This window comes from Enterococcus sp. DIV1368b (genome assembly GCF_050529595.1).
Classification (GTDB): Bacteria; Bacillota; Bacilli; order Lactobacillales; family Enterococcaceae; genus Enterococcus_B; species Enterococcus_B mundtii.
Genome location: NZ_CP172883.1, coordinates 1107210 through 1129976 on the forward strand (window position 1 = coordinate 1107210; position 22767 = coordinate 1129976).

Sequence of the window (22767 nt, forward strand, 5' to 3'; positions counted from 1 at the left end):
ATAGGATGGTGAGAAAATGTTAACACATTATCGAAAAGAAAACCGAAAAATCGCGATGGGACTATTGAGCTTTCATAAAAAGTTAAATGCAGAATCAAGTTTACTAAAAGAGATCGATACGTATGAATCTGCTGAGGATTATGAACTTTTTTTCTATACACCTGAAGATTCTACAAATATCCAAGGAGTCATTGGTGTTCATTGGAATGATAAAGATCAGATGACGATTCACGATATTTCGTTGAATCCTTCCTACCGGGGGGAGAATATTGGGTTTCAAATGTTGAATGAATTGCAAGCAAAATACCCTGATGTGTTGATCCATCCAACGGATATCACAGAAGCTTATTTAAGTAGATGGATCAAGGAAAATAAGAAAGAGTGAATGATGTGACAGAAATCAATATCAAATTAGATGTCTTTGAAGGTCCATTAGATTTACTCCTTCATCTGATCCAAGATATGTCGATCGATATTTACGATATCCCGATCGCCACTATCACGGAACAATACATGAACTATATCCATACGATGAAGACGCTTGAGTTAGCTGTGGCAGGAGAATATCTCGTCATGGCGGCAACACTGATGGCAATCAAAAGCAAGACTTTATTGCCTATCCAAGAAGTGAGCAATGACGAAGAAGAATTTTGGGAAGAAGATCCTCGTGACGAATTAGTTAATCAGCTGTTAGAATACCGCAAATTCAAATATGCAGCAGAGAAGCTTACTGAAAAGGCAGAAGAACGTAGTTTGTATTTCACAAAAGAACCTTCTGCAATCGATGAGTTATTGGGTCAAGAAAAACCATTGAAGCGTGGACAAGTGAAAAAAATCGATTTATTTCAAGCCATGCAGAAAATTTTAGAACGAAAGAAATTTGCCCAAAAAGAAGAAAAAACGATCGCACCTGATGATGCGACAATCGAAGAACGAATGACATTTATCCAACAGCGCATCGTCTCTCAAAAAAATGGCTGTTTGTTCGAATCTTTTTTTGAAACGCCTTCTAGAAACGAAGTCGTCACAACATTTTTGGCGATCCTCGAATTGATGAAAAATGGACAGATCGTGGCTCAGCAAGAAAAAAATTATGAATCAATCATGCTTTATCCAGCAGTAGGAGATACACAACATGACGAAATTAAGTGAACTTGAAGCAATCTTATTTATAGTAGGAGAAGAAGGAACGACAATCGAAGAATTGAGTGCCTTACTGACCTATACACGAGAAGAAACGACTGCTTTAGTGGCAGAGTTGGCAGCTAGTTATGAAGCAAATGACAACACAGCGTTACATCTTTTTGAAACAGAAAAACAACTCGTGCTGACTACCAAAAAGGAGTTAGCGCCGATCGTCAAAAGATACGCGCAAGGGACATCGAATACCTTGTCACAAGCGGCAGTCGAAACACTAGCAATCATTGCATATAAGCAACCGATCACTAGAAGTGAGGTTGAGTTGATTCGTGGTGTTCAAGTTTCTGGCGCGATCCAACGCTTGACTGCACACCAACTGATCGAAGAAAAAGGGCGAGTCGATGGACCAGGTCGTCCGATCCTTTACGGGACCACAAGTCATTTTTTAGATTATTTTGGTCTGAGATCGCTAAATGAGTTACCCGATATTCAAGATATCGAACGTTCACTGGAAGAAGACGCACCCCTTGATTTATTTTTTGATGGCGTGCATGAAGGAGAAAACATATAATGGAAAGATTACAAAAAGTAATTGCTCACGCAGGAATTACCTCTCGCCGTAAAGCCGAAGAATATATTTTGGCTGGTCGAGTAAAAGTAAATGGTCAAGTCGTCAAAGAACTTGGCGTAAAAGTTGGCAAACACGATACAGTGGAAGTCGACCAAGTGCCGATCTATCAAGAAGAATATGGCTACTATTTACTTTATAAGCCAAAAGGGGTCATTTCTGCTGTAGCAGATGACAAGGGCCGGAAAGTAGTGACAGACCTATTACCAATGGTCAAAGAGCGCATCTATCCAGTTGGAAGACTAGATTATGATACTTCTGGCATACTTTTATTGACGAATGATGGTGATTTTGCGCAACGATTGACGCATCCAAAGCATGAAGTTGATAAAGTATATGTTGCCAAAGTCAAAGGGATCGCCACTAAGTCAGCACTGAATCCATTGACAAAAGGAATCAAAATTGAAGGAAAGAAAACGTCACCTGCAAAGTATGCCATTTTATCTGTTGATCCTCATACGAATCATAGTATCGTAGAATTAACGATCCATGAAGGCCGTAACCACCAAGTAAAAAACATGCTACAAGCCGTCGGGTTACCTGTGCAAAAATTAAAACGAGAAAAATATGGCGAATTGACCTTGCAAGGTTTACGTCCTGGTGAGTATCGTGAGCTGAATAAAAAAGAAATCAGTCAGTTATTGAATCAATCAAAATAAATAACTTACTTTTTGTAAGGTTAAATACCTTGCTTTTTTGTTATGAAATAAGTATAATAAAAAGGTAAACAAAAATTAGATATGGTTCGTCTTCAGGGGCAGGGTGAAATTCCCGACCGGTGGTTATAGTCCACGACCTACTTTTGCGAGTAGCTGAATCGGTGAAATTCCGATACCGACAGTAAAGTCTGGATAAAGAAGATAGAGCTTATTTGGCATACGTATGTACAAATGACTCTAACTCTATTTTCCCCTGCGAAAATAGAGTTTTTTTGTTTGTGTTTACGTGGTTGAATAGTTCGCTGAAGAGGAATCCCAACAGGAGGATTTCAACATGAAGAACACCAGAGTACAAAAAATGGTTGCGGTCGCATTATTTGCTGCAATCGGATTGGTTTTGCAATTTTTCTCATTTCCAATCATGCCAACATTTAGCTTTTTGAAAATCGATTTTAGTGATATCCCAGTTTTGATCAGCATGTTTTTATTTGGTCCGTTAGCGGGGATCGTTACCGCGTTTTTACGTTCGATCTTACATTTGATCATGACCGGTTTTAGTCCGGAGAATCTAGTTGGCGACGTCGCTAGTTTCTTTTCAACAGCGGTCTTTACTTTACCGATTTTCTACATCTTCAAAAGAAACAAATACCAAAAAGGAAAAAATCAAATTTTAGGCGTGATCAGTGGAACACTTGCACTAACCATTTTCATGAGTATTGCGAACTATTTTGTGATCACCCCTCTTTATTTAACATTTTTAGGCCTGAATGCAACCCAAATGTTAGGTATGCCACTGGCAAATTACATTCTGATCGGTATCGTACCTTTTAACTTGATCAAAGGATTTATCGTTAGTGTGGCGTTCCTTGTCTTACACGCCAAACTACTACCTTGGTTGAGCAGAAAACAACACCAGTTAGAAAAACGACATAGCGTGGTAAAATAAAAGTAAACGACTCTTTTTAAAAAACTACGATATATTATAATACAGAAAATACAAGTAAACTTGAAAGTAGTAATTCCTACTTTCAAGTTTTTTTTTACTAAAAAGGGCATTTCCAGTTATTTATATAGAGCCTAGATAGTTTTTTTGGGATGATAACAAATGACCAATCATAGGTATTCTTATAGCTAACACATATTTTTTTAAAGTTTTTCTTAATATTTTGTTATGAAAAAAAATTCAATAACCGACATTGTGTAAGCGTTTTATAAATCGTGTCTGAGTATTTTTTGCCTTTTTGTATAAAAATGTATTTTATACGTTTTAACGTGAAATTCTTCTCCTTTTGTTTGTTAGATGGACCTGATATAATAGACGACGGAAACGCTACAATTAGTATGAATAAAGCATTTCAATTAAATAATCAAAGGAGGGACAATAAACGAGGGTTTTGAATAAAATTTATCGAATCTACTAGTTATTATTTTTGTTCTTATCATCTTTTTGATAAAATACCGATGTGTCAAAGATTTTTGAAACAAGAAAGGAAGAAGAAAATGGAACAAACAACGAAGAAGAAATTTCAAATGCCTTCAGCGTACTCGGTCTTATTCATTATTATTGCCATTATCGCTGTACTTACATGGTTCATCCCAGCAGGACACTACAGTGTGGATGAAGCCGGTAATATCATTGCAGGGTCTTACGAAAGAGTCCAACAAAATCCACAAGGACTTTGGGATATCTTTATGGCTCCAGTCAACGGGATGTTGGGTGTACCAGCGGGTGAGTTAACGAAAGAAACACCTGCGGCAATTCCAATTTCATTCTTTATCTTAATTGTTGGTGGTTTCTTAGGAATTATCAATAAAACTGGCGCATTAGATGCTGGGATCGCAACTGTTGTGAAACGCTTCAAAGGGAAAGAAAAAATGTTGATCCCTGTATTGATGCTTTTATTCGCTTTAGGTGGATCAACTTATGGAATGGCGGAAGAAACGATTCCATTTTACGCATTATTGATTCCTGTTATGATGGCCGTTGGTTTTGATACTGTCACAGCAGTAGCCATCGTGTTGGTCGGATCTCAAGTGGGTTGTTTGGCATCAACAGTTAACCCATTTGCGACAGGAGTTGCATCACAAGCCGTTGGTATTTCAATGGGTGAAGGAATTGGGTTACGTTTCTTTATGTTCGTTGTCTTACTAACAATCTCTATTATTTATGTGTATCGCTATGCGTCGAAGATCGAAAAAGATCCAACCAAATCTTTAGTATATAATCAGCGCGAAGAAGACATGAAACACTTTGATATCGAAGCAATCAATCGTCAAGAAATGATCACGAAAAAACAAAAACATGTGAATGTATTGTTCTTCCTTACTTTTGGTATCATGATCATTAGTTTGATTCCGTGGACAACATTGAATGAAAACTTCACTATTTTTGAGTCATTGACAAATTGGTTAACTGGCCTACCTGTAATTGGAACTGTTTTAGGTAAAAACATGTTGCCTCTAGGCGATTGGTATTTCCCTGAAATCACAATGTTATTCTTAGTAATGTCAATCGTTGTGGCAATCACTTTTGGTATGAAAGAATCTGATTTTGTCAAAGAATTCTTAGCAGGTGCTTCAGACTTGATCGGTGTAGCAATCGTTGTTGCTGTTGCTCGTGGGATCCAAGTAGTGATGAACAACGGTTTGATCACAGATACGATCTTACATTGGGGAGAACAAGGATTAAGCTCATTATCATCAAGTGTCTTCTTGATCCTTACATTTATCTTCTATATCCCTATGTCATTCTTGATTCCATCAACTTCTGGCTTAGCAGCTGCTACAATGGGCATCATGGGACCAATGGGAGAATTTGCTGGTGTCGGTAAAGATCTAGTAATCACTGCTTACCAATCAGCATCTGGATTAGTGAACTTGATCACGCCAACTTCTGCTATCGTAATGGGTGCAATCGCCATTGCTCGCTTTGATATTTCCGTTTGGTGGAAATTCACTGGGAAGTTGATTGCCATCTTATTTGTTGCTATCTGTGTGATCTTAGGTGTAGCAGCAATGTTCTAATTCTAGACAAATGACAGCCAAAGTTCTATGATAAATGAAGAAACACTATCTATTGACTGAATAAAGAGATATGAATCCTTTATTCACCATGTACGATGTATCACTTGTATGTAAGAGATCGTCGGTAGAAACAAGACCTTTGAAAAAACGAGTTACTCTGTTGATGAAATGGTGACTGAAGAATCCAGCGCCAAGAAATAAGCGACAAAACCCGAAACTTGGATTTTGGGTTTTGTCGCTTATTTCCGAAGGCGTGGGCTTTTTCACAGAAAATTTCGTGAATAGTGTCCTATTGCACTCGAGCAGATGTACATGTGGGTCAAAGTAGTATTTTCTGCCGTCATCTTTTTTTTAAAATAATGAGGAGGCAAAGTTGATGAAACAATTTGTAACAGAACAACATCATGAACAAGCATTAGAATCATTAAGTGAGTTGATTAGAATTCCTTCTGTGTTGGATGAATCTGATTCTGGAGAGGGACATCCTTTTGGGAAAAAAGTTGTAGAAGCTTTAGATAAAGTGTTAGAAATCAGTGAAGGATTAGGTTTCAAAACATTTAAAGATCCCGAAGGCTACTATGGTTATGCAGAAGTAGGCTCAGGAGACGAGTTATTTGGTATCTTATGCCATATGGACGTTGTCCCTGGAGGCGATGAAAAAAACTGGGAATCTAAACCTTTTGAGCCAACGATCAAAGATGGCTGGCTAGTTGGCCGTGGCTCTCAAGACGATAAAGGACCTTCGATTGCTGCGATGTATGCAGTGAAAGCATTGATGGATGCAGGGGTAGAATTTAATACGCGCATTCGTTTCATCTTCGGAACGGACGAAGAAAACCTTTGGCGTTGTTTAGATAAATACAATGAAAAAGAAGAAGGAATCACACAAGGCTTTGCGCCAGATGCAGAATTTCCTTTGATCTATGCAGAAAAAGGCTTGCTACAAGCTTACTTGACAGGTCCTGGCACAACTGAATTCTCTGTAAATGCTGGTGGGGCACTAAATGTAGTGCCGGATTCTGCACCATATTCGGGCGAAAAATTGGCAGAAGTAAAAGCAGCGTTAACGAAACACAACTTCGATTTTGAAGATCAAGGTGATTCGATCACAGTGCTAGGAAAAAGTATCCACGCAAAGGATGCCGCAGAAGGTGTCAATGCGATTTCTCGTTTAGCGATCGCTTTATCTGAAGTTTTTGATTTTGCGCCAATCAAGTTTTTAGGTGAATTAGTCCAAGAAAATGCGACTGGTGAAAAAGTAGTCGGAAAGACTGTTGACGAACAATCTGGTGAGTTGACGATGAACTTCGCTAGTCTAGAAATCACACCTGAGCAAACAAAAATCGGGGTGGACATGCGTATCCCTGTAACCTTCAAAAAAGATGAACTTGTCGAAAAAATGACAGAAAAAATCAAAGCATACGATTTATCATATGAAGAATTTGATTTCTTGGATTCATTATACGTTCCTTTGGAGAGCGAATTGATCCAAAACTTATTAGGAACGTACCGTGATGTCACAGGAGATATGACTGAGCCATTTGTTTCTGGTGGAGCAACCTTTGCCCGTACGATGAACCAATGTGTCGCTTTCGGTGCAATGTTCCCTGATACACCAGACTTCATGCACCAAGCCAATGAACGATGGGAATTAAGCAGCATGTACAAAGCGATGGAAATCTACGCAGAAGCGGTTTATCGCTTGTGTGGAAAGTAAACCATAGTTAGTTAAGAAACGAATAAGAGTTATAAAAAATAACCACCACTATTTTGAGAAACTTTGTCAAAGTAGTGGTGGATTTCTTCACCATCTAAACATCCATAATTAAGCAACAAGCGTAATAGCTATTTCACATACTCAGAAATTTGTTGGAATGTAGATACTATGATAATATGTATCTACATATTGAATATATTATAAACAGAAAGGAAAAAATTAATGGATAAAATTCGTAAATACAAAATCAGAAAATCTGGAAATAGTGATGTAACAACAATACCAAATGAAGTAAAAGAGTATATTGGAGTTAAAACTGGAGAGTCCATTAGTTATATATTTGATAAAGATGGGGCAGTTAGGATAGTAAAAGCACAAGAGGAAATTGATATTGATACTATTGTCGACTCTGTGATGAATCAATATGATCAAGCATTGAGAGATTTGGTCGACCTATGATATATTTGACTTCAAAACACATCATAAAGATAAATGCTAAAGTAATTTTAGCATATTCTCAAGGTGAAACAATCGGTATAAAAGATGCAACTGCACTAGATATGGCAATAAATCAACCTGCACAGTCAGTTTTTGGCAGAGATTTGTATCCTACGATATTTGATAAAGCATCTATACTTACAATCAATTTAGCTACAAAGCATCCTTTTCATAATGGTAACAAACGTACAGCATTTGTATCGATGATTACATTTTTGCAAGCGAATGGATATACAACAACTTTTACCCAGCAAGAGGCAGTTAAATTCATTTTAGATATTACTACTAGTAAAAAAGAATTTGATGAATTAAAACGAACTGTCTCGACTTACCTAACTCGGTCAGGAAAAGTTAATCCAAAGTAGTTCCCACATCGATTTTCCAGTTGATTAATCGTTTCCTAGAGTAAATGAGGCGAGTTCATGCACAACAGTGAATACATAAATTGAGTTTAATATAACAATGTAAGAAACCACCACTATTTTGAGAAATTTTGTCAAAGTAGTGGTGGATTTTCATTGTCACTTGTTCCTCCTTACAAAGATATCCAATAATAACATCTTACATAAAATCATTTGCAATTTTACCGTATTTTATTTAGTGTATAAGAGTATCAAATGAAAGTTGACGGAAGGTGATGTTTTTTGAAAATATTCAAAAGAGTCCTGATAGGATTAGTGATCGTACTGGGATTAGGTGCTATCGGAGGTTATTTTTATTGGCAACAAAGTGTGTACGAACCATCGACTCAAGCAGAGCAATCATTTAAACAAGGAATAGATAAAGAGGATTATTTATTATTCGAATCGCAAAAATCGGCGGAACATCCAATGGTGATTTTTTATCCTGGTGCGCTCGTTGAACCAGAAAGTTATAGTATATGGGCAGAACAACTAGCAGAAAATGGCTATACGGTAGCCATTGCTAAAATGCCTTTTGAACTGGCGATCCTGAGTGGCAACAAAGCAGACAAAATCAGAGAGGATTTCAAAGATCAAGATTTTGTGATTGGGGGACATTCTTTAGGTGGCGTGATGGCAAGTCGTTATGCTAATGCAAATCTGGATGACGAACGATTAAAAGGTATTTATTTCATGGCAAGTTATCCGGATGAAAAGGGGACATTGGAAAAAACTGATTTACCGGTCATCAGTATCACCGGAAGTGAAGACAAAGTCATGAACCAAGAAGCAGCTGATGAAGCAAAAGCTTATTTACCTGAACAAACAGAATTTGTTTCCATCGCTGGAGGGAACCACGGCGGATTTGGTAGTTATGGTCATCAAAAAGGTGATGGTGAAGCAACAATCAGTAATGAAGACCAACAAACAGCAATCGTCACGACTATGATGAATTGGCTGAACCAAATCAAGTAAGAACGTCACTTTTCGGACCGGCGAAAAGGAATGATCCGTATATAATTAAAAATTTCACAAGCTGATCGGCGGATACAGACGTCTCAAAGGAAGCTCCTAGAAAAATAGGGCGTCATCCACAAAAAAATTTAAGAATCATTTTCATGGATGACGCCTTATCACTTGAGGGGAATACGATTACCTCATCTATTTTTGTGAGATAGAATAAACAAGTACATCATCGGACAGTCCTGCTAAAAGTTAGTTGTAAGAGAGCGGTCAATTTTCTTTTTCCAATAAGATTGCTCGAACCGGACATTTTTGATAAGCTTTGGTTACGTTGGCTTCTTCTAAAGGCTGAACGAATTGTTGATGTGCTTCTGGTTCTTGTGCAAATAAGACGATTCCTTCTTCATCATAATCAAAGATATCAGGTGCCTCGATTTGACATAGACCACATGCGATACAACGTTCAGGAACTAATTTACATAATAATGACATATTCACCATCCTAACATAAGGGGATTACTATGACTGAGTTTATTTTATCTTTATTTTCTTCAAGTGACAAGTTACGGGCAAGCTCACTCTATCAATTATTAAGTGGCAAGCGTACATCCTCGGTACTACTTTTTGGCTTTTTTCAGCGACTATTAGTTGTTCATGGTTGTTTTCCTTCACTTGAACAAGCAACGTTTGATAAACAGATCCAACAGATGATAGATGAGGGATTATTAAAGTGGGAAGACCGAGAGTTGCAACTGACGAAAAAAGGGGAAATGCGAAGAAAAAAAGAATCCCTCACCGGACTACACTATGATAAGTATGGACGTACAGCTACTACTAGTTGGCGTTTGCTGAAATTCTCTGTACAAGTCGTCTCTCACTTATCCGCCAATGAAACAGCTTATTTACCAGTAGAGACGGGGCCTTTTTATGCGTACCAAGTGAAGAGATGGTTGAAAGAAGCAACGTGTACCAAAACGGAGCTGGTCGCTCAAGTATCAAAGGAACTTTCTACTATTTTTACTCTGATGCCAGACGAACAGGCGAACTTCTTAGCAAACCAATTTTCTGGTAAAAAGCAAACAGGCTTACTCGCGTACCAGCTGACCACTCTTGAAGATGGCGTAGCACAGCAACTATTCCAAGATCAATGTATCCATCGCTTATTAGCGATTATCGAACAGCATTCAGATTTCTTGTTATACGATTTGCTGGCACCGTTGCTAAGACAAAATTATAATCAAAGCATGTTGACGACAAGAGCAATGATTTTATCTGGAGATTCAGTGGATCAGGTGATGAGCAAGCGAGGGTTGAAGAAAGGGACGATCAATGATCATTTGATCGAGTGGGCCATCTTTTTTGATGATTTTCCTTTTGAACGACTGATCCACTCCGAGACAAGAAAATCTTTAGCTTTGTTGGAGCGACCACTTCTTACACTAAGATATAAAGACCTTGAAGAACAAACGATCGATTACGGAGAATTTCGTTTGGTACAAATCGAGACATTTAAAGGAGGGGATAAAAATGGATTTGCTTGATCCATTGAAACAGTATTTTGGTTTTTCCTCTTTTCGCCAAGGACAGGAAGAGATTATTTCCACCTTATTGAATCAGAAAGATGTTTTAGCGATCCTGCCAACTGGTAATGGCAAAAGTTTATGTTATCAGTTGACTGGCTATTTGCAAGATGGGATGGTCTTGATCGTTTCTCCTTTACTCTCTTTGATGGAAGATCAAGTAGGGCAATTGCAAAAACGAGGAGAGAAAAGGGTGGTTGCCTATAATAGCTTACTTACTAGAAGTGAAAAACAGTATGTGTTAGCTCATTTATCCGAATATAAATTTGTCTTTGTCAGTCCCGAGATGTTGCAGCAACCGGAAGTACTTCATGCGCTGAAGCAACAAAAAATTTCGTTGTACGTAGTCGATGAAGCTCATTGTGTCTCACAGTGGGGCATTGATTTTCGACCGGAGTATCAATCTCTCGGAAGAGTCGCAAAAGAATTAGGATCACCAACTACCTTAGCTTTGACGGCAACAGCCACGCGACCGGTACAAGAAGAGATCGAACACATTCTCTTTCGCACAAAACCTGTCATCGTCAAACATTCAGTTAATCGAGAAAATATCTCATTATTTGTCTTTCATACAGATGAAAAAGACCAGCAATTACGTCAGCTGATGGCACAAGCAGACGGGGCAATGATCATTTATTGTGCGACTAAAAAAGAAGTCGAACGTCTTTATCAACTGTTTCGCAAAGACTATGCTGTGGGGTATTATCATGGAGGGCTAGATGCCTCACAACGCCGCCAACTTCAACAACAATTCAGTCAAAATCAACTGCAATTTTTGATTGCGACGAATGCGTTTGGTATGGGGATCGATAAAGCAGACATTCGGTATGTCATCCATTATGATCTACCAGATAGCTTGGAAAATTATATGCAAGAAATTGGTCGAGCAGGCCGAGATCAGCGACCTAGTAGCGCTGTGTTGCTTTACCGACCAGGAGATGAAGGGATCCATTACTTTTTCCAACAATTGTCTAAAGAACAACGCCAGATTTTCGAAGAACATCTGTCAACTGGGCAAACAGAGGCGCCTCAGTTCGATGAGATCCAGCAAAAATGGCTGATGGTAGTAAATGAAATACAAAGTCCTGATACATGGCTTCTGCAATTAAAAAAACAAGAACAAGTGAAAATCAAGCAACTACAACAGATGCTTGCTTATATCCATGAAACGACCTGTAGACGAGAACGTCTGATGGACTATTTCGATGAAACTCTCAAAGAGAAGCCTAAAGACTGCTGTGACCGAGATGGCGCATCATTATTTCTAACTGAAACAGGGCAAATAAGTCCAACCGTAGAAGTAAAAGACTGGCAAACGATTTTACTAAATTTATTTTAAAAAAATGGTGCGAGGTATTTTTTTCGTACAATCAAGATTATCCTATGGTATAATAACTAGGAAAGAATTTAGGAGGTCAATAAGGTGAGTAGAAAAGATAGACATCAATCATCAGAAAATAACGAAACACAAGAACCATGGGAACAACCAATTTACGATACAGAGGATGAAGCATCTTCAAGAAGTACGCAAAGACAGCAAAAGAAAGGGAACACCCTGTTCTTATCACTATTTTTGATTTTATTAGTTTTATGTATTGCGATTCCAGCCGGAGCTTACTTCTGGATCAGAAACGGATCAAGTAACAGTGCTACCGCTGCATCTTCTTCCTCTACGACTTCATCGATCGTAGAAAGTTCGACTGTAGAATCAACTGTAGAATCGACGACAGTTTCTAGTGAACCAACTTCTGATACACAATCAGTTGCTGGAGAAACAACACCAACAAGTGCTGTGACACCAGAAACAACACCATCTTCAACAGTAACAGAGCCAGAACAAACAACACCAAGCAGTGTGGCTCCACAAGAAACAACACCTACTTCAACACCAGAGGCAGGCGCAGGTGTTTCAGGTTCAACCACAGTCGTTCAAGCGGGTGAAGGTCCTAGACAAGTAGCAGAACGCGCAGGCATTACAGTCGATCAATTGTTCCAATTGAACGGAATCGATCCAAACAACTACATGTTATATCCAGGACAAGAACTTAGAGTCCAATAAATGGAGTGAAAAAGATAATACTGAAGAGTTGTTTTTCCTCAGAGTATCTTCATAAAATGTAATTAAATAAGGAGCAGTGGCTTGAGCCACAGCCCCTTTTTTTTGAGAAAAGGGAGTTTATGAAAAATGACACGAATTAGTATCGCAATTGATGGTCCTGCCTCTTCAGGCAAAAGTACGGTAGCTAAAATCATCGCAAATGAATTGAACTACATTTATACAGATACGGGCGCGATGTATCGTGCAGTCACTTACTTGGCAATCAAACATCACATTGCTTTTTCAGATGAAACAGAGTTAGTCGATTTGATCAATGAAAACCCTATTTCATTTGAGCAAATGGCAGATGGACAACATGTCTTTGTAGCTGGGCAAGACGTTACTTCAGATATTCGACAACCAGACGTTACACGAGCGGTCTCTGAAGTAGCTGCGCATTCAAAAGTACGCGAAGCTCTTGTTGCGATCCAGAAAAAAATCGGTGAAGATGGGGGTGTCGTCATGGATGGGCGAGATATCGGTACCGCTGTTTTACCAAAAGCCGAAGTGAAGATTTTCTTGGTAGCCAGCGTATCTGAACGGGCACAAAGACGACACAAAGAAAACCTTGAGAAAAATATTCCGACAGACTTAGAAGAATTGACAAAAGAAATACAAGCACGTGATGAATATGACTCTACTAGAAAAGTTTCACCCCTGAAGCAAGCAGAAGATGCGATACGGATCGATACAACCGGTAAAACGATTCAAGAAGTTGTCCAAGCGATCAAAGAAGTGATTCAACAAAAAGGATATTTTCTTGACTAAATAGAAAAAAAGCGAAGAATCCGACCATTTTAATGGAAAACAAACGAAATCGCTTTATTTTTTTCAAATAATCAATTAAACTATAGGCAGTACCGTAGTTAACGGCAGAATGTTGGTTAGGAGGACAAGTGTTATGACAGAATTTGAACAAAATCAGACAGACCAATCTATGGAAGATGCAATGAATAGCGTTCAAGAAGTGAGCGTTGGCGATGTCGTCAAAGGAGAAGTTTTAGTCATTGAAGACAAACAAGCCATCGTTGGAATCGAAGGAACGGGTGTTGAAGGCGTAGTTCCTGCAAAAGAATTATCTACTTTACCGGTTGAAGATATCAACGAAGTGGTAAAGGTTGGCGATACGTTAGATCTAGTCGTGATCAGCACGATTGGTAAAGACAAAGAAAACGGAAGTTACCTTTTATCAAAACGACGCTTAGATGCGAAAAAAGTTTGGGAGGATATCGAAAAAGATTTCCAAGCTGGAAACATCATCGAAGCACCAGTGACAAATGTAGTTAAAGGTGGTTTAGTTGTCGATGTCGGTGTTCGTGGATTTGTTCCGGCATCAATGGTAGAAGATCATTTTGTCGCTGATTTTTCTGAATACAAAGGAAAAACGATGACATTCAAAATCGTTGAAATCGAACCATCAGAAAATCGCTTGATCCTTTCACACAAAGCAGTCGTTGAAACAGAAAAAGAAGCACAGAAAAAAGAATTACTATCAACTATCCAAGAAAATGACGTGATCGAAGGACGCGTTGCTCGTATCACAGATTTTGGTGCATTTGTTGATTTAGGCGGCATTGATGGATTAGTACACGTTTCTGAGATTTCTCACGGACATGTTGCTAAACCGGGTGATGTTTTAGCTGTTGGCGATGAAGTGAAAGTCAAAGTTCTTTCAATCAATCCAGAACAAGGACGTATCTCATTATCGATCAAAGACACATTGCCTGGACCTTGGACAGATATCGAAACAAAAGCTCCAGTAGGCGCTGTACTTGAAGGTAAAGTGAAACGATTAACTAGCTTTGGTGCCTTTGTTGAAGTATTTCCAACAGTGGAAGGGCTTGTCCACATCTCACAAATCTCACATAAACACATCGCGACACCACATGAAGTGTTGCATGAGGGCGATGATGTCCAAGTGAAAGTTTTAGAAGTCAATCCAGAAGAGCACCGGATTGCATTAAGTATCAAAGCATTAGAAGAAAAACCTGCTTCTGATAAAGAACCAAAAGAAGTTGAGTCTTATGAGTTACCTGAAGAAAACACAGGATTTACAATGGGTGACATCTTAGGCGAAGCCTTAAAAGGGGAAGTAGAAGAAACAGCAACAGATGATTCTGAAAAATAAATGAATGATCGTTCCCGAAGCGCGAATTTACAGCATCAAGGGAAGTTGTACATGTGTAAAACAAGTGGTCTGGGGATTACGTCCCAGACCATTTTCTTTTGTAATAGGTAGTGATCCAGAAAAATACTTGAATGTTCACCGATCTAAGCTTGAAAGTTTGCGAAGTATTCGGTACACTAAGTGAGATTGGAAACATGTGAGGAGGAAAAAATATGGCAAATCCAACAATTGCAATCGTTGGTCGCCCAAACGTCGGTAAGTCGACGATTTTTAACCGTATCGCTGGTGAGCGTATTTCGATTGTCGAAGATACTCCAGGAGTTACTCGTGATCGTATTTATGCTAAAGGGGAATGGTTAGGTCGTGATTTCAGTATTATTGATACTGGTGGGATCGACTTAGGCGATGAACCATTTATGGATCAAATCAAGCACCAAGCAGAAATCGCAATCGATGAAGCAGATGTAATCGTTTGTGTCGTCAGTGGCCGTGAAGGCATCACTGATGCAGATGAAGTCGTAGCAAAAATTTTATATCGTAGCAATAAACCGGTGATCTTAGCCGTTAATAAAGTCGACAATCCTGAAATGAGAAATGATATCTATGAATTTTATGCACTAGGTCTAGGTGATCCCTACCCTGTATCTGGAAGTCATGGATTAGGGATCGGCGACATCTTAGATGAAGCAGTGAAATTCTTTGATGAAGAAGCAGAAGAAGAAGAGGATGATACCATCAAATTCAGTTTGATCGGTCGCCCGAATGTAGGGAAATCTTCCTTGATCAATGCGATCCTAGGTGAAGACCGAGTGATTGTTTCGGACATCGAAGGAACGACACGTGATGCTATCGATACGCACTTCGTCTCAGAAGACGGTCAAAAATTCATGATGATCGATACAGCTGGTATGAGAAAACGTGGTAAAGTTTATGAAACCACAGAAAAATACAGCGTGATGCGTGCCATGCGTGCGATTGACCGTTCAGACATCGTGTTAATGGTCTTGAACGCAGAAGAAGGCATCCGTGAACAAGATAAACGAGTAGCTGGCTATGCGCATGAAGCTGGCCGTGGTGTGATCATCGTTGTCAATAAATGGGACTTAGTCAAAAAAGAAACGAATACGATGCGTGACTTCGAACAAGAGATCCGTGAAGAATTCCGTTACTTAGACTATGCGCCGATTCTGTTTGTTTCAGCTGTGACCAAACAACGATTAGAACGTTTGCCTGAAATGATCGAAGAAGTGAGTATGAACCAAAACTTACGTGTTTCTTCAGCAGTCTTGAATGATGTGATCATGGATGCCGTAGCAATCAACCCGACACCGACAGATAAAGGTAAACGATTAAAGATTTTCTATGCAACACAAGTCGCAGTCAAACCGCCAACCTTTGTTGTTTTTGTTAATGAAGAAGAATTGATGCATTTCTCTTATGAACGCTTTTTGGAAAATCAAATCAGAAAAGCATTTACGTTTGAAGGAACTTCGATCCGAATTATACCACGTCGAAGAAAATAGGCATTTTACCATAGTAGTCCGTTTTTTTCAAAAAAAATAAGCATATTTTTGTATTACGTTTTTATGACTAAAAAAAGCGGTTAAATAATGCCAAAAACCTTGCTATTAAGCGATTCATATGATATCGTGATAACAGAATATTGAAACTTAATCAATATTTCTTATAAACTTCTGGACCACTCAGAAATTTTTTAAACTAAAATGATGTTCCTATCATATCTCTTGTTGGAGGAGGTGAATCTATCCATGGCAAATAAAGCAGAATTAATCGAAAAAGTTGCTTCAGCTACAGATTTAACTAAAAAAGACGCAACTGCAGCAGTTGACGCTGTATTTTCAACTATCCAAGATGCTTTAGCTAACGGCGAAAAAGTTCAATTAATCGGTTTTGGTAACTTTGAAGTACGCGAACGCGCGGCTCGTAAAGGACGTAACCCACAAACTGGTGAAGAAATCGAAATCCCAGCTAGCAAAGTACCTGCATTTAAACCAGGTAAAGCATTGAAAGACGCTGTTAAATAAGACAGTTGAAAAAAGCGCTTGTGGCTACGGCTACAGGCGCTTTATTTTTTATATAGATGGATAAAAGTGGCGGAAAGCAGTAGAAAGGCGACAACCAAATAGTTCAGCAACCGAATGGAACTCTTTACATATCAAATAAAAGAATAGAGTCGATCAAAAAAGGCATGAGTCCATATACTAGTTTTTCTTATTCTTTTTTTATTTTACTTACTAATGGTAAAATAAAAGAAAAGGGGAGGGCAACATGGAGTTATCCTATCGCTACCAACAAGAAGAAACAACAATCTTTTATGGGGAAACATTTGTCAGTCAGTTGAAAAATGAATCGATTGATCAAGCGATTCTTTTTTTGACGAACCAACGTTATTATGATCTATACGCTGAGAAAATGACACAGTCATTCACGAACAAGTTAGCGATTGATTGGTATATTTGTGGCAATACACAGTGTAATCAATTGTCTGAATTGCATAGTCTCTTATCCTATGCGAGACGCTATCCCGAAAATCGACCGCTTTTAGTAATAGGTTTTGGCAATGAGGGAATTATGGAGTTGGCGGGCTTCTTTCAAAAACATACGTATCTTCAGACTACACTTTGGTTGATCCCCGTCTCGATCCGCTCCATGGCACGGGCACTGAATCCTCAATGCGAGATATTACACGGGCCTAACGAATCGGCTCTTCAAACGACGAACCTTCCAGAACGAATCATTTATGATCGGACGATCAGTGAAAAGCAAATCGAAGGGAAACAAATCGATTTTTTGATTTTTATCTGTTGCGGGTTAGTCTGTGATCATCCGTTTCTTCAAAATCTTTACAAAAATTATCCGAATCGCGAAAAATTATTCAATCGTCCTTTTGCTGGTATGCTAGAAGAAATCATTTATTTTTATCAAGAAGACGCTGAACAAGTGACAAATTATGGTAAACTATTTGAGCAAGCTTTTTATCTGACTGAAAATAGTCATTTGCTTTCCGCCAGTATGAAAAAATTTTTAGGTATCTTGATGCAACTTATCTGGAATTCAGAAATCAAGTCGCTTTCTTTCCAATTGAAGAATTTTTTTATCTGGCTGCAACATCTAGGTTATCCGATTACTTGGCCTGAAGAGATATCAAAAATGGATTATCTAGAAAATGTGCTGGTTTTAGCGGAAAAGAGCAAAAAAATTCTCGTTTTGGAAAAAATTGGTATAATAGATGGATATCAATTGCCAAACGAACAAGAACTATTGAAAACAATGGCGTCCTATGAAAGGATCGTTCAAGAGATTAGAGGGATTTAGATGATGACAAATAGTGAAAAAATGCTACAAGCATTAGCAGACGAAAATTTGACAGAGGCAAATGAATACTTGGCAAAAGCGCTCCAAGAAGATCCGGCTGATGTGTTACAGGAATTAGGAGAAGAATTATTAGCCATCGGTTTTTTAGAAGAAGCAAAGGCAATTTTTGAGCATCTGCTAACTGTATCGCCTGAAAATGATGAATGGAATATTCCGTTGGCAGAAATTGCGATCGAAGACAATGAGATCGATCAGGCATTTGACTATTTAGAAAAAATCCAGCAAGATAGTGAATACTATCCGCAAGCATTATTAGCAATCGCCGACTTGTATCAAGTAATCGGTATTCCTGAAGTAAGTGAAGCAAAATTGAAAGAAGCCGCAACATTATTACCTGAAGAACCATTGATTCAATTTGCATTAGCTGAATTGTATTTTTCAGTTGACCGCTTTAATGAAGCTTCCGCACTTTACGAAATGTTGTTAGCGAATGGTATAGAAGAAATTTCTAGTATTTCCATGCAAGAACGCTTAGGACAATCGTTGAGTATGCAAGGGGATTTTGAAGCAGCAATCCCACCACTGGAAGCTGCTTTAGCCGAAGAGCGGACAGATGATCGTCTGTTCCAATTAGCGTTCACGAATCTACAATTACATGAGAACGAAAAAGCTATCAATTATTTGCAAGAATTACGGGAATTGAATCCACAGTATCAATCTTTATACCTTTATCTAGGTCAGGCCCTTCAAGAAGAAGAGATGATCGAAGAAGCACAACAAGTCTTAGAAGATGGTATCAAAGAGAACCCATTCCAAGTAGAACTTTATCACTTAGCTTCGGAAAATGCCTTTCGTCTACATGACAAAGAAAAAGCAGAGAAGTTACTACTTGATGCATTGACCGTCGGTGACAAACAAGATGAAACGTTATTGACGTTGAGTAATCTTTACTTGGATCAAGAACGTTATGAAGACGTTGTTCAAACAGTCAACCAAATGGAAGAAGTTGCTAATCCATATGCAGAATGGAACCTCGCTCATGCCTATAATCAATTAGAAGATTTTGCGGTAGCAGCAGTCCATTATGAACAAGCAGCCCATGAATTAGATCATGAACCAGATTTCTTGAAAGAATATGCTTTATTCTTACGTGAAGAGGGTCAATTAGCAAAAACACGAGAATTATTGGAACAATATTTAACTTATGAACCGGGGGATATGGAGGTCTTGTCGCTATTAGATGATTTAACAGAGAGGTGATGAATATGTTGATTGATGTTAAAGAAAAGAAGAATTTCTTAACTTGGATGGTTAACCATGTCTCTTTCAGTCGCAGAGAAGTATTTTGGATTTTGAACTATCTGGCAAATCATGAAGCAATCTTACACAATGTGCGTTTTGTTGAAGGTGCAAACTTAACAAGACGTGGTTTACAGATCACCGATCTTTCATATGAAGGTGAACCGATGAAGCTATTTTTAGATGGAAAGGAATTTACTGATACTGATCAGATCTTCCATGAAATCCGTCTGAACTGGAAAAATCCACTTTATGTCGAATGCCTTTTTGAAAATGCGTGGCAAACGAAAGAATATTTAGCAATCATCGAAGATAATCCGTTAGCCTCATGGGAAGATGCAATCAGTGAAGAATCAACAGAATTAATCGAGCATTATTTCCAAGAAAAAGAGCAAGCAGCAAAACTAAGCATGCTTTACCAACAGATCGATCAGGCATTAGAAGAAGGCGATAAAGATGCGTTTCTTGAACTATCAGATGAAGTGAACCGCATGATCCTTCAAGCGCCACAGAAGAGTAAGAGCTGAGTGTGGGGAAAGCTGGTCATGGAAGAGTAAAATTTTGATAAGTAAGTATCAATAGTGAAAGTATATATAATAAAGCCTAGGCTTCCTTCCGAGTAATATTCGTAAAGGAAGCCTAGTTTTTATTAAGGTTTTTAGATCAACGAAACATGAATTTCAATAACAAAATTACTTTGATTGCTTCGCTGATTACCTTTGGTTGATCCGTATTAACGAAATGTCCCGAGTTCTTTACATATTATAGAATTTTAGAAGGTGCGGTGTTCTGCTATAAATGTATACATATCTGATTTCAGTGATATTTTCGGACAGAAAAACTAAAGGGTGGTTGAACGTTAAGCTAAATAATACATTCAAGGAGAGACTTATACATGAAAAATCAAGAAATTCTATTCAAGCCTTTTACACCAGCAGATTTACCTATTTTTGAAAGTTGGATATAGAAACCGTTTATCTACAAATGGTTTTGTCCCTATGGAGAGTCTGACAAGCGAGAATGGTTAGAGGAATCGGCTGATATTCCGGTAAACACTAAACCAATTAATCATTTCATTATTTATATAAATGATAAAAAAATCGGATTTGCACAATGTATTGATATATCTTCAGTTCCCGGTTATGCGATGGAAGTTTATAGCGATCTAGTTGGAACGCTTGAGCATACTCAAGCATATGAGTTGAGCTATCTACTCGGTGAAGAATATGTAGTGGGGAAAGGTCTAGGGAAAACGATTATTCGAATGTTGATTGAAGAAGTAAGAAAAAGAGGTGGCCGTCTAGTAATAGCCGATCCTGGAGAAGAAAATATCCCATCTGTCCGTGTTTTGATTAGTAATGGTTTTACTAAATATAAAGACGGGGATTATCGAAAGGTTCTTTAGGATGCGAGCAGTGATTCCCACGCTTAATTTCTACTATAGTATCTATGATCAAATGACAATATGTTATAAAGGATATGCAAAAAATGGAAATAAAGAAGTACACATCAGAATATCAACAACAATTATTTGACTTATTAAAAACTGAAAGAAAAGAATGGGGTTATTGGTTACCAGAGAATCAACCAAACTTTCTTGAAGCAATAGAAGAATCTATTACATTTCTCGTAATCGAAAATGGACAAGTTGTGGGCTTTATGAGGACACTAAATGATTTTGTGGTCTGGATCGGATCGTCGATTTGCTTATTTATAGAGAGCATTGAGGAAAAGAATATGGCAAACAGTTGATGACCTACTTTTGCGAACAGTTTCCTAGCAAAGAAGTCTATGTTTCAGGAGCGAATGATGCGCATCCTTACTATGCTCAATTAGGTTTTGTACCAGAAGGTATCGTTTATCGTGTCAAGGCTTAAAGCTTTTGCATAAACCAAAGAGTGAAAGGATGGGTAATTAATTATCAAGGTGTATGACATCGATAAGGCTATTGATCAAAGAAGATGTGACAGAAGTACCCAACTACGACAAATAAGCGTGAACCCCTGAAAATTTTGAAGAGCCATTTTCGTTCTTCACGCTTATTTATGAAGATAAGCTTGTGGAGTACTATATATTCGGTTTTAGGAAACACAAAATGACTTATCGCCCAGGCACTTCTAAATGAACTGAGAATATCTCTAAGGAGACGAATGAAACTACTTGATTCAAAATCATTCTATCAGTTTTTTAAACCGATTCGTTTGTGGTTTAAGATACGTAAAGCCTTCTCCTTCTACTTCATGGACATTTAGAATCGAAAGAAAGGCATGTTCGTCAATTTCATGAATGATCCGTTTTACTTCATTTAATTCCCTGGCACTTACTACCATATAGATCATTTTTTTATCGACACCAGAAAAACCACCTTCTCCGTGCAAGAATGTGACACCACGTTGTAAGCCAGTCATCAATAAAGGTGCAATTTCCTCACTTTTATTTGAGACCACAAGAATCCCTTTGGCAGAGTAGCCGCCATCAAGGATAAAATCGATGACACGACTAAATACATAGGAAGCGATTAACGTGTACATCATCCGCTTCAAATCGATATAAGTTAATGAAGCAAGTAAAACTATCACATCAAAAGCTAAAAGGGAACGTCCCATAGAGATTCCATGATTTTTTTCAAGTATCCGAGCGAGGATGTCACTTCCTCCTGTAGTACCTCCCATACGATAAACGATCCCGCTGCCGACACCGGCAATCAGTCCTGCAAGTAAAGAGACAATCAGTAAATCATGCTCTAAGTTGATTTGTAAGGGAATCCTTTGCCAAATCCATAAGAAGACAGAAAGCGAGACAGTGCCTAAGACAGTATACGCGAGCGCGCGTTTTCCTAAGATTTTTCCGCCTAGTAGGATCAATGGAATATTGATCAATAAAGTAGAATAAGCTGGGTCGATATGAAAAAGAGCACGCAAAATCAAGGTAATACCTGAAACTCCACCCTCGGCTAGCTGGTTTGCGATATTCAAATAGACTAGTCCAAAAGCATAAATACTTGTTCCTAAAATAATAAAAAAAACTTCTTTCATTGTTTTCAATGATGTCATCGAATCCCCACTTTCTACTATTGATATGATTCATTATGCAACAAGCGGTAAATCCTAGATATAAACCTAGGGATTAGGAAACTAGTTATTCATTTTTTATAGTTATAGAATAGACCAAGTTGGCTTGATGCTAAGAATTTATTAAGTATACCTAACATAATGTAGCATGTATTCTTTGTTTTCACAATTGCACTTCTTGCGGTTTTGCTGTAAAGTTTTTTAGGAAGAGATGATTGGAGGGTT

General features: G+C 38.2%; 25 protein-coding genes and 1 riboswitch. Of the genes, 23 read left to right on the forward strand and 2 right to left on the reverse strand.

The annotated features are described in order from the left end of the window. Positions 1–16: 16 nt before the first annotated feature. From IGJ19_RS05230 to IGJ19_RS05275, 10 genes are all read left to right on the forward strand, one after another. Positions 17–385, forward strand: a complete 369-nt coding sequence (locus tag IGJ19_RS05230; protein ID WP_071866353.1) for a GNAT family N-acetyltransferase — start codon at positions 17–19, stop codon at positions 383–385. After that, a complete protein-coding gene (locus tag IGJ19_RS05235) occupies positions 382–1152 on the forward strand; it encodes a segregation/condensation protein A (RefSeq protein WP_269149416.1) in 771 nt (256 codons plus the stop codon). Before IGJ19_RS05230 ends, IGJ19_RS05235 begins: the two co-directional genes overlap by 4 nt. After that, complete coding sequence (gene scpB, locus IGJ19_RS05240; RefSeq protein WP_010735780.1) at positions 1136–1711, forward strand: SMC-Scp complex subunit ScpB; 576 nt, start codon at positions 1136–1138, stop codon at positions 1709–1711. The genes IGJ19_RS05235 and scpB overlap by 17 nt, the downstream gene beginning before the upstream one ends. After that, the gene (locus IGJ19_RS05245; protein ID WP_010735779.1) at positions 1711–2427 is read left to right on the forward strand and encodes a pseudouridine synthase; all 717 of its coding nucleotides are present in this window, start codon (positions 1711–1713) and stop codon (positions 2425–2427) included. The genes scpB and IGJ19_RS05245 overlap by 1 nt, the downstream gene beginning before the upstream one ends. 84 nt (positions 2428–2511) lie before the next feature. Then, positions 2512–2634: riboswitch (FMN riboswitch) on the forward strand. 127 nt (positions 2635–2761) lie between these two features. Next, positions 2762–3373: an ECF transporter S component gene (locus IGJ19_RS05250; RefSeq protein ID WP_019723230.1), complete on the forward strand. Its 612-nt coding sequence runs from the start codon at positions 2762–2764 to the stop codon at positions 3371–3373. A 554-nt stretch (positions 3374–3927) separates the two neighbouring features. Next, the gene (locus IGJ19_RS05255; RefSeq protein ID WP_065096592.1) at positions 3928–5451 is read left to right on the forward strand and encodes a YfcC family protein; all 1524 of its coding nucleotides are present in this window, start codon (positions 3928–3930) and stop codon (positions 5449–5451) included. Between the two features lie 376 nt (positions 5452–5827). Continuing rightward, a complete protein-coding gene (locus IGJ19_RS05260) occupies positions 5828–7168 on the forward strand; it encodes a M20 family metallopeptidase (RefSeq protein ID WP_142433586.1) in 1341 nt (446 codons plus the stop codon). Positions 7169–7390: 222 nt separating this feature from the next. Beyond that, positions 7391–7627 carry an addiction module antitoxin gene (locus IGJ19_RS05265; protein WP_065096590.1) on the forward strand — a complete coding sequence of 79 codons (237 nt, stop codon included), beginning with the start codon at positions 7391–7393 and terminating at the stop codon, positions 7625–7627. Then, positions 7624–8031 (forward strand): type II toxin-antitoxin system death-on-curing family toxin, encoded by a 408-nt coding sequence (locus IGJ19_RS05270; protein ID WP_071866357.1) that lies wholly within the window; start codon positions 7624–7626, stop codon positions 8029–8031. Before IGJ19_RS05265 ends, IGJ19_RS05270 begins: the two co-directional genes overlap by 4 nt. Before the next feature lie 279 nt (positions 8032–8310). Next, complete coding sequence (locus IGJ19_RS05275) at positions 8311–9042, forward strand: alpha/beta hydrolase (RefSeq protein ID WP_086334500.1); 732 nt, start codon at positions 8311–8313, stop codon at positions 9040–9042. A gap of 258 nt (positions 9043–9300) precedes the next feature. Here IGJ19_RS05275 and IGJ19_RS05280 read toward each other — a convergent pair whose 3' ends face one another. Beyond that, entirely contained in the window at positions 9301–9522 is a 222-nt protein-coding gene (locus tag IGJ19_RS05280; protein WP_010735774.1) for a ferredoxin, read from the reverse strand. A gap of 29 nt (positions 9523–9551) precedes the next feature. On the opposite strand from IGJ19_RS05280, the gene IGJ19_RS05285 reads away from it, so the two are divergent. From IGJ19_RS05285 to IGJ19_RS05345, 13 genes are all read left to right on the forward strand, one after another. Further along, on the forward strand, positions 9552–10571 hold the full coding sequence (locus tag IGJ19_RS05285; RefSeq protein WP_142433585.1) for a helix-turn-helix domain-containing protein: 1020 nt from the start codon (positions 9552–9554) through the stop codon (positions 10569–10571). After that, a complete protein-coding gene (locus IGJ19_RS05290) occupies positions 10558–11949 on the forward strand; it encodes a RecQ family ATP-dependent DNA helicase (RefSeq protein ID WP_065096586.1) in 1392 nt (463 codons plus the stop codon). The genes IGJ19_RS05285 and IGJ19_RS05290 overlap by 14 nt, the downstream gene beginning before the upstream one ends. Positions 11950–12033: 84 nt before the next feature. Next, positions 12034–12669, forward strand: a complete 636-nt coding sequence (locus IGJ19_RS05295) for an SAG1386/EF1546 family surface-associated protein (RefSeq protein WP_034688017.1) — start codon at positions 12034–12036, stop codon at positions 12667–12669. A 126-nt stretch (positions 12670–12795) separates the two neighbouring features. Beyond that, positions 12796–13476 carry a (d)CMP kinase gene (gene cmk / locus IGJ19_RS05300; RefSeq protein WP_142433584.1) on the forward strand — a complete coding sequence of 227 codons (681 nt, stop codon included), beginning with the start codon at positions 12796–12798 and terminating at the stop codon, positions 13474–13476. Between the two features lie 133 nt (positions 13477–13609). Further along, the gene (gene rpsA, locus IGJ19_RS05305; RefSeq protein WP_071866361.1) at positions 13610–14836 is read left to right on the forward strand and encodes a 30S ribosomal protein S1; all 1227 of its coding nucleotides are present in this window, start codon (positions 13610–13612) and stop codon (positions 14834–14836) included. 212 nt (positions 14837–15048) lie between these two features. Next, entirely contained in the window at positions 15049–16359 is a 1311-nt protein-coding gene (der, locus tag IGJ19_RS05310; RefSeq protein WP_010735768.1) for a ribosome biogenesis GTPase Der, read from the forward strand. A 246-nt stretch (positions 16360–16605) separates the two neighbouring features. After that, a complete protein-coding gene (locus tag IGJ19_RS05315) occupies positions 16606–16881 on the forward strand; it encodes an HU family DNA-binding protein (RefSeq protein WP_002290178.1) in 276 nt (91 codons plus the stop codon). A gap of 244 nt (positions 16882–17125) precedes the next feature. Beyond that, positions 17126–18172: a hypothetical protein gene (locus tag IGJ19_RS05320; RefSeq protein ID WP_142433583.1), complete on the forward strand. Its 1047-nt coding sequence runs from the start codon at positions 17126–17128 to the stop codon at positions 18170–18172. Next, complete coding sequence (locus IGJ19_RS05325) at positions 18173–19432, forward strand: tetratricopeptide repeat protein (RefSeq protein ID WP_071866363.1); 1260 nt, start codon at positions 18173–18175, stop codon at positions 19430–19432. It begins immediately after the preceding gene. A gap of 5 nt (positions 19433–19437) precedes the next feature. Then, a complete protein-coding gene (locus tag IGJ19_RS05330; RefSeq protein ID WP_071866411.1) occupies positions 19438–19998 on the forward strand; it encodes a YpiB family protein in 561 nt (186 codons plus the stop codon). Between the two features lie 449 nt (positions 19999–20447). Then, positions 20448–20876 carry a GNAT family N-acetyltransferase gene (locus IGJ19_RS05335; RefSeq protein ID WP_081277454.1) on the forward strand — a complete coding sequence of 143 codons (429 nt, stop codon included), beginning with the start codon at positions 20448–20450 and terminating at the stop codon, positions 20874–20876. Between the two features lie 83 nt (positions 20877–20959). Then, a complete protein-coding gene (locus IGJ19_RS05340; RefSeq protein ID WP_065096581.1) occupies positions 20960–21223 on the forward strand; it encodes a hypothetical protein in 264 nt (87 codons plus the stop codon). Beyond that, positions 21223–21348 carry a hypothetical protein gene (locus tag IGJ19_RS05345; RefSeq protein ID WP_231112550.1) on the forward strand — a complete coding sequence of 42 codons (126 nt, stop codon included), beginning with the start codon at positions 21223–21225 and terminating at the stop codon, positions 21346–21348. Before IGJ19_RS05340 ends, IGJ19_RS05345 begins: the two co-directional genes overlap by 1 nt. Before the next feature lie 294 nt (positions 21349–21642). Here the strand turns inward: IGJ19_RS05345 and IGJ19_RS05350 are convergent, their stop codons facing one another. Next, positions 21643–22524 (reverse strand): YitT family protein, encoded by an 882-nt coding sequence (locus IGJ19_RS05350; protein ID WP_065096580.1) that lies wholly within the window; start codon positions 22522–22524, stop codon positions 21643–21645. Positions 22525–22767 lie beyond the last annotated feature (243 nt).

What these genes read in the sequence shown, in the direction of transcription:
- der (WP_010735768.1), top strand. Translation starts at nt 15,049, where the DNA reads ATGGCAAATCCAACAATTGCAATCGTTGGTCGCCCAAACGTCGGTAAG.
- IGJ19_RS05315 (WP_002290178.1), top strand. Translation starts at nt 16,606, where the DNA reads ATGGCAAATAAAGCAGAATTAATCGAAAAAGTTGCTTCAGCTACAGAT.
- IGJ19_RS05350 (WP_065096580.1), bottom strand. Translation starts at nt 22,524, where the DNA reads ATGACATCATTGAAAACAATGAAAGAAGTTTTTTTTATTATTTTAGGA.
- rpsA (WP_071866361.1), top strand. Translation starts at nt 13,610, where the DNA reads ATGACAGAATTTGAACAAAATCAGACAGACCAATCTATGGAAGATGCA.
- cmk (WP_142433584.1), top strand. Translation starts at nt 12,796, where the DNA reads ATGACACGAATTAGTATCGCAATTGATGGTCCTGCCTCTTCAGGCAAA.
- IGJ19_RS05250 (WP_019723230.1), top strand. Translation starts at nt 2,762, where the DNA reads ATGAAGAACACCAGAGTACAAAAAATGGTTGCGGTCGCATTATTTGCT.
- IGJ19_RS05245 (WP_010735779.1), top strand. Translation starts at nt 1,711, where the DNA reads ATGGAAAGATTACAAAAAGTAATTGCTCACGCAGGAATTACCTCTCGC.
- IGJ19_RS05325 (WP_071866363.1), top strand. Translation starts at nt 18,173, where the DNA reads ATGATGACAAATAGTGAAAAAATGCTACAAGCATTAGCAGACGAAAAT.
- IGJ19_RS05340 (WP_065096581.1), top strand. Translation starts at nt 20,960, where the DNA reads ATGGAAATAAAGAAGTACACATCAGAATATCAACAACAATTATTTGAC.
- IGJ19_RS05255 (WP_065096592.1), top strand. Translation starts at nt 3,928, where the DNA reads ATGGAACAAACAACGAAGAAGAAATTTCAAATGCCTTCAGCGTACTCG.
- IGJ19_RS05285 (WP_142433585.1), top strand. Translation starts at nt 9,552, where the DNA reads ATGACTGAGTTTATTTTATCTTTATTTTCTTCAAGTGACAAGTTACGG.
- IGJ19_RS05270 (WP_071866357.1), top strand. Translation starts at nt 7,624, where the DNA reads ATGATATATTTGACTTCAAAACACATCATAAAGATAAATGCTAAAGTA.
- IGJ19_RS05230 (WP_071866353.1), top strand. Translation starts at nt 17, where the DNA reads ATGTTAACACATTATCGAAAAGAAAACCGAAAAATCGCGATGGGACTA.
- IGJ19_RS05345 (WP_231112550.1), top strand. Translation starts at nt 21,223, where the DNA reads ATGACCTACTTTTGCGAACAGTTTCCTAGCAAAGAAGTCTATGTTTCA.
- IGJ19_RS05290 (WP_065096586.1), top strand. Translation starts at nt 10,558, where the DNA reads ATGGATTTGCTTGATCCATTGAAACAGTATTTTGGTTTTTCCTCTTTT.
- IGJ19_RS05320 (WP_142433583.1), top strand. Translation starts at nt 17,126, where the DNA reads ATGGAGTTATCCTATCGCTACCAACAAGAAGAAACAACAATCTTTTAT.
- IGJ19_RS05330 (WP_071866411.1), top strand. Translation starts at nt 19,438, where the DNA reads ATGTTGATTGATGTTAAAGAAAAGAAGAATTTCTTAACTTGGATGGTT.
- IGJ19_RS05265 (WP_065096590.1), top strand. Translation starts at nt 7,391, where the DNA reads ATGGATAAAATTCGTAAATACAAAATCAGAAAATCTGGAAATAGTGAT.
- scpB (WP_010735780.1), top strand. Translation starts at nt 1,136, where the DNA reads ATGACGAAATTAAGTGAACTTGAAGCAATCTTATTTATAGTAGGAGAA.
- IGJ19_RS05280 (WP_010735774.1), bottom strand. Translation starts at nt 9,522, where the DNA reads ATGTCATTATTATGTAAATTAGTTCCTGAACGTTGTATCGCATGTGGT.
- IGJ19_RS05260 (WP_142433586.1), top strand. Translation starts at nt 5,828, where the DNA reads ATGAAACAATTTGTAACAGAACAACATCATGAACAAGCATTAGAATCA.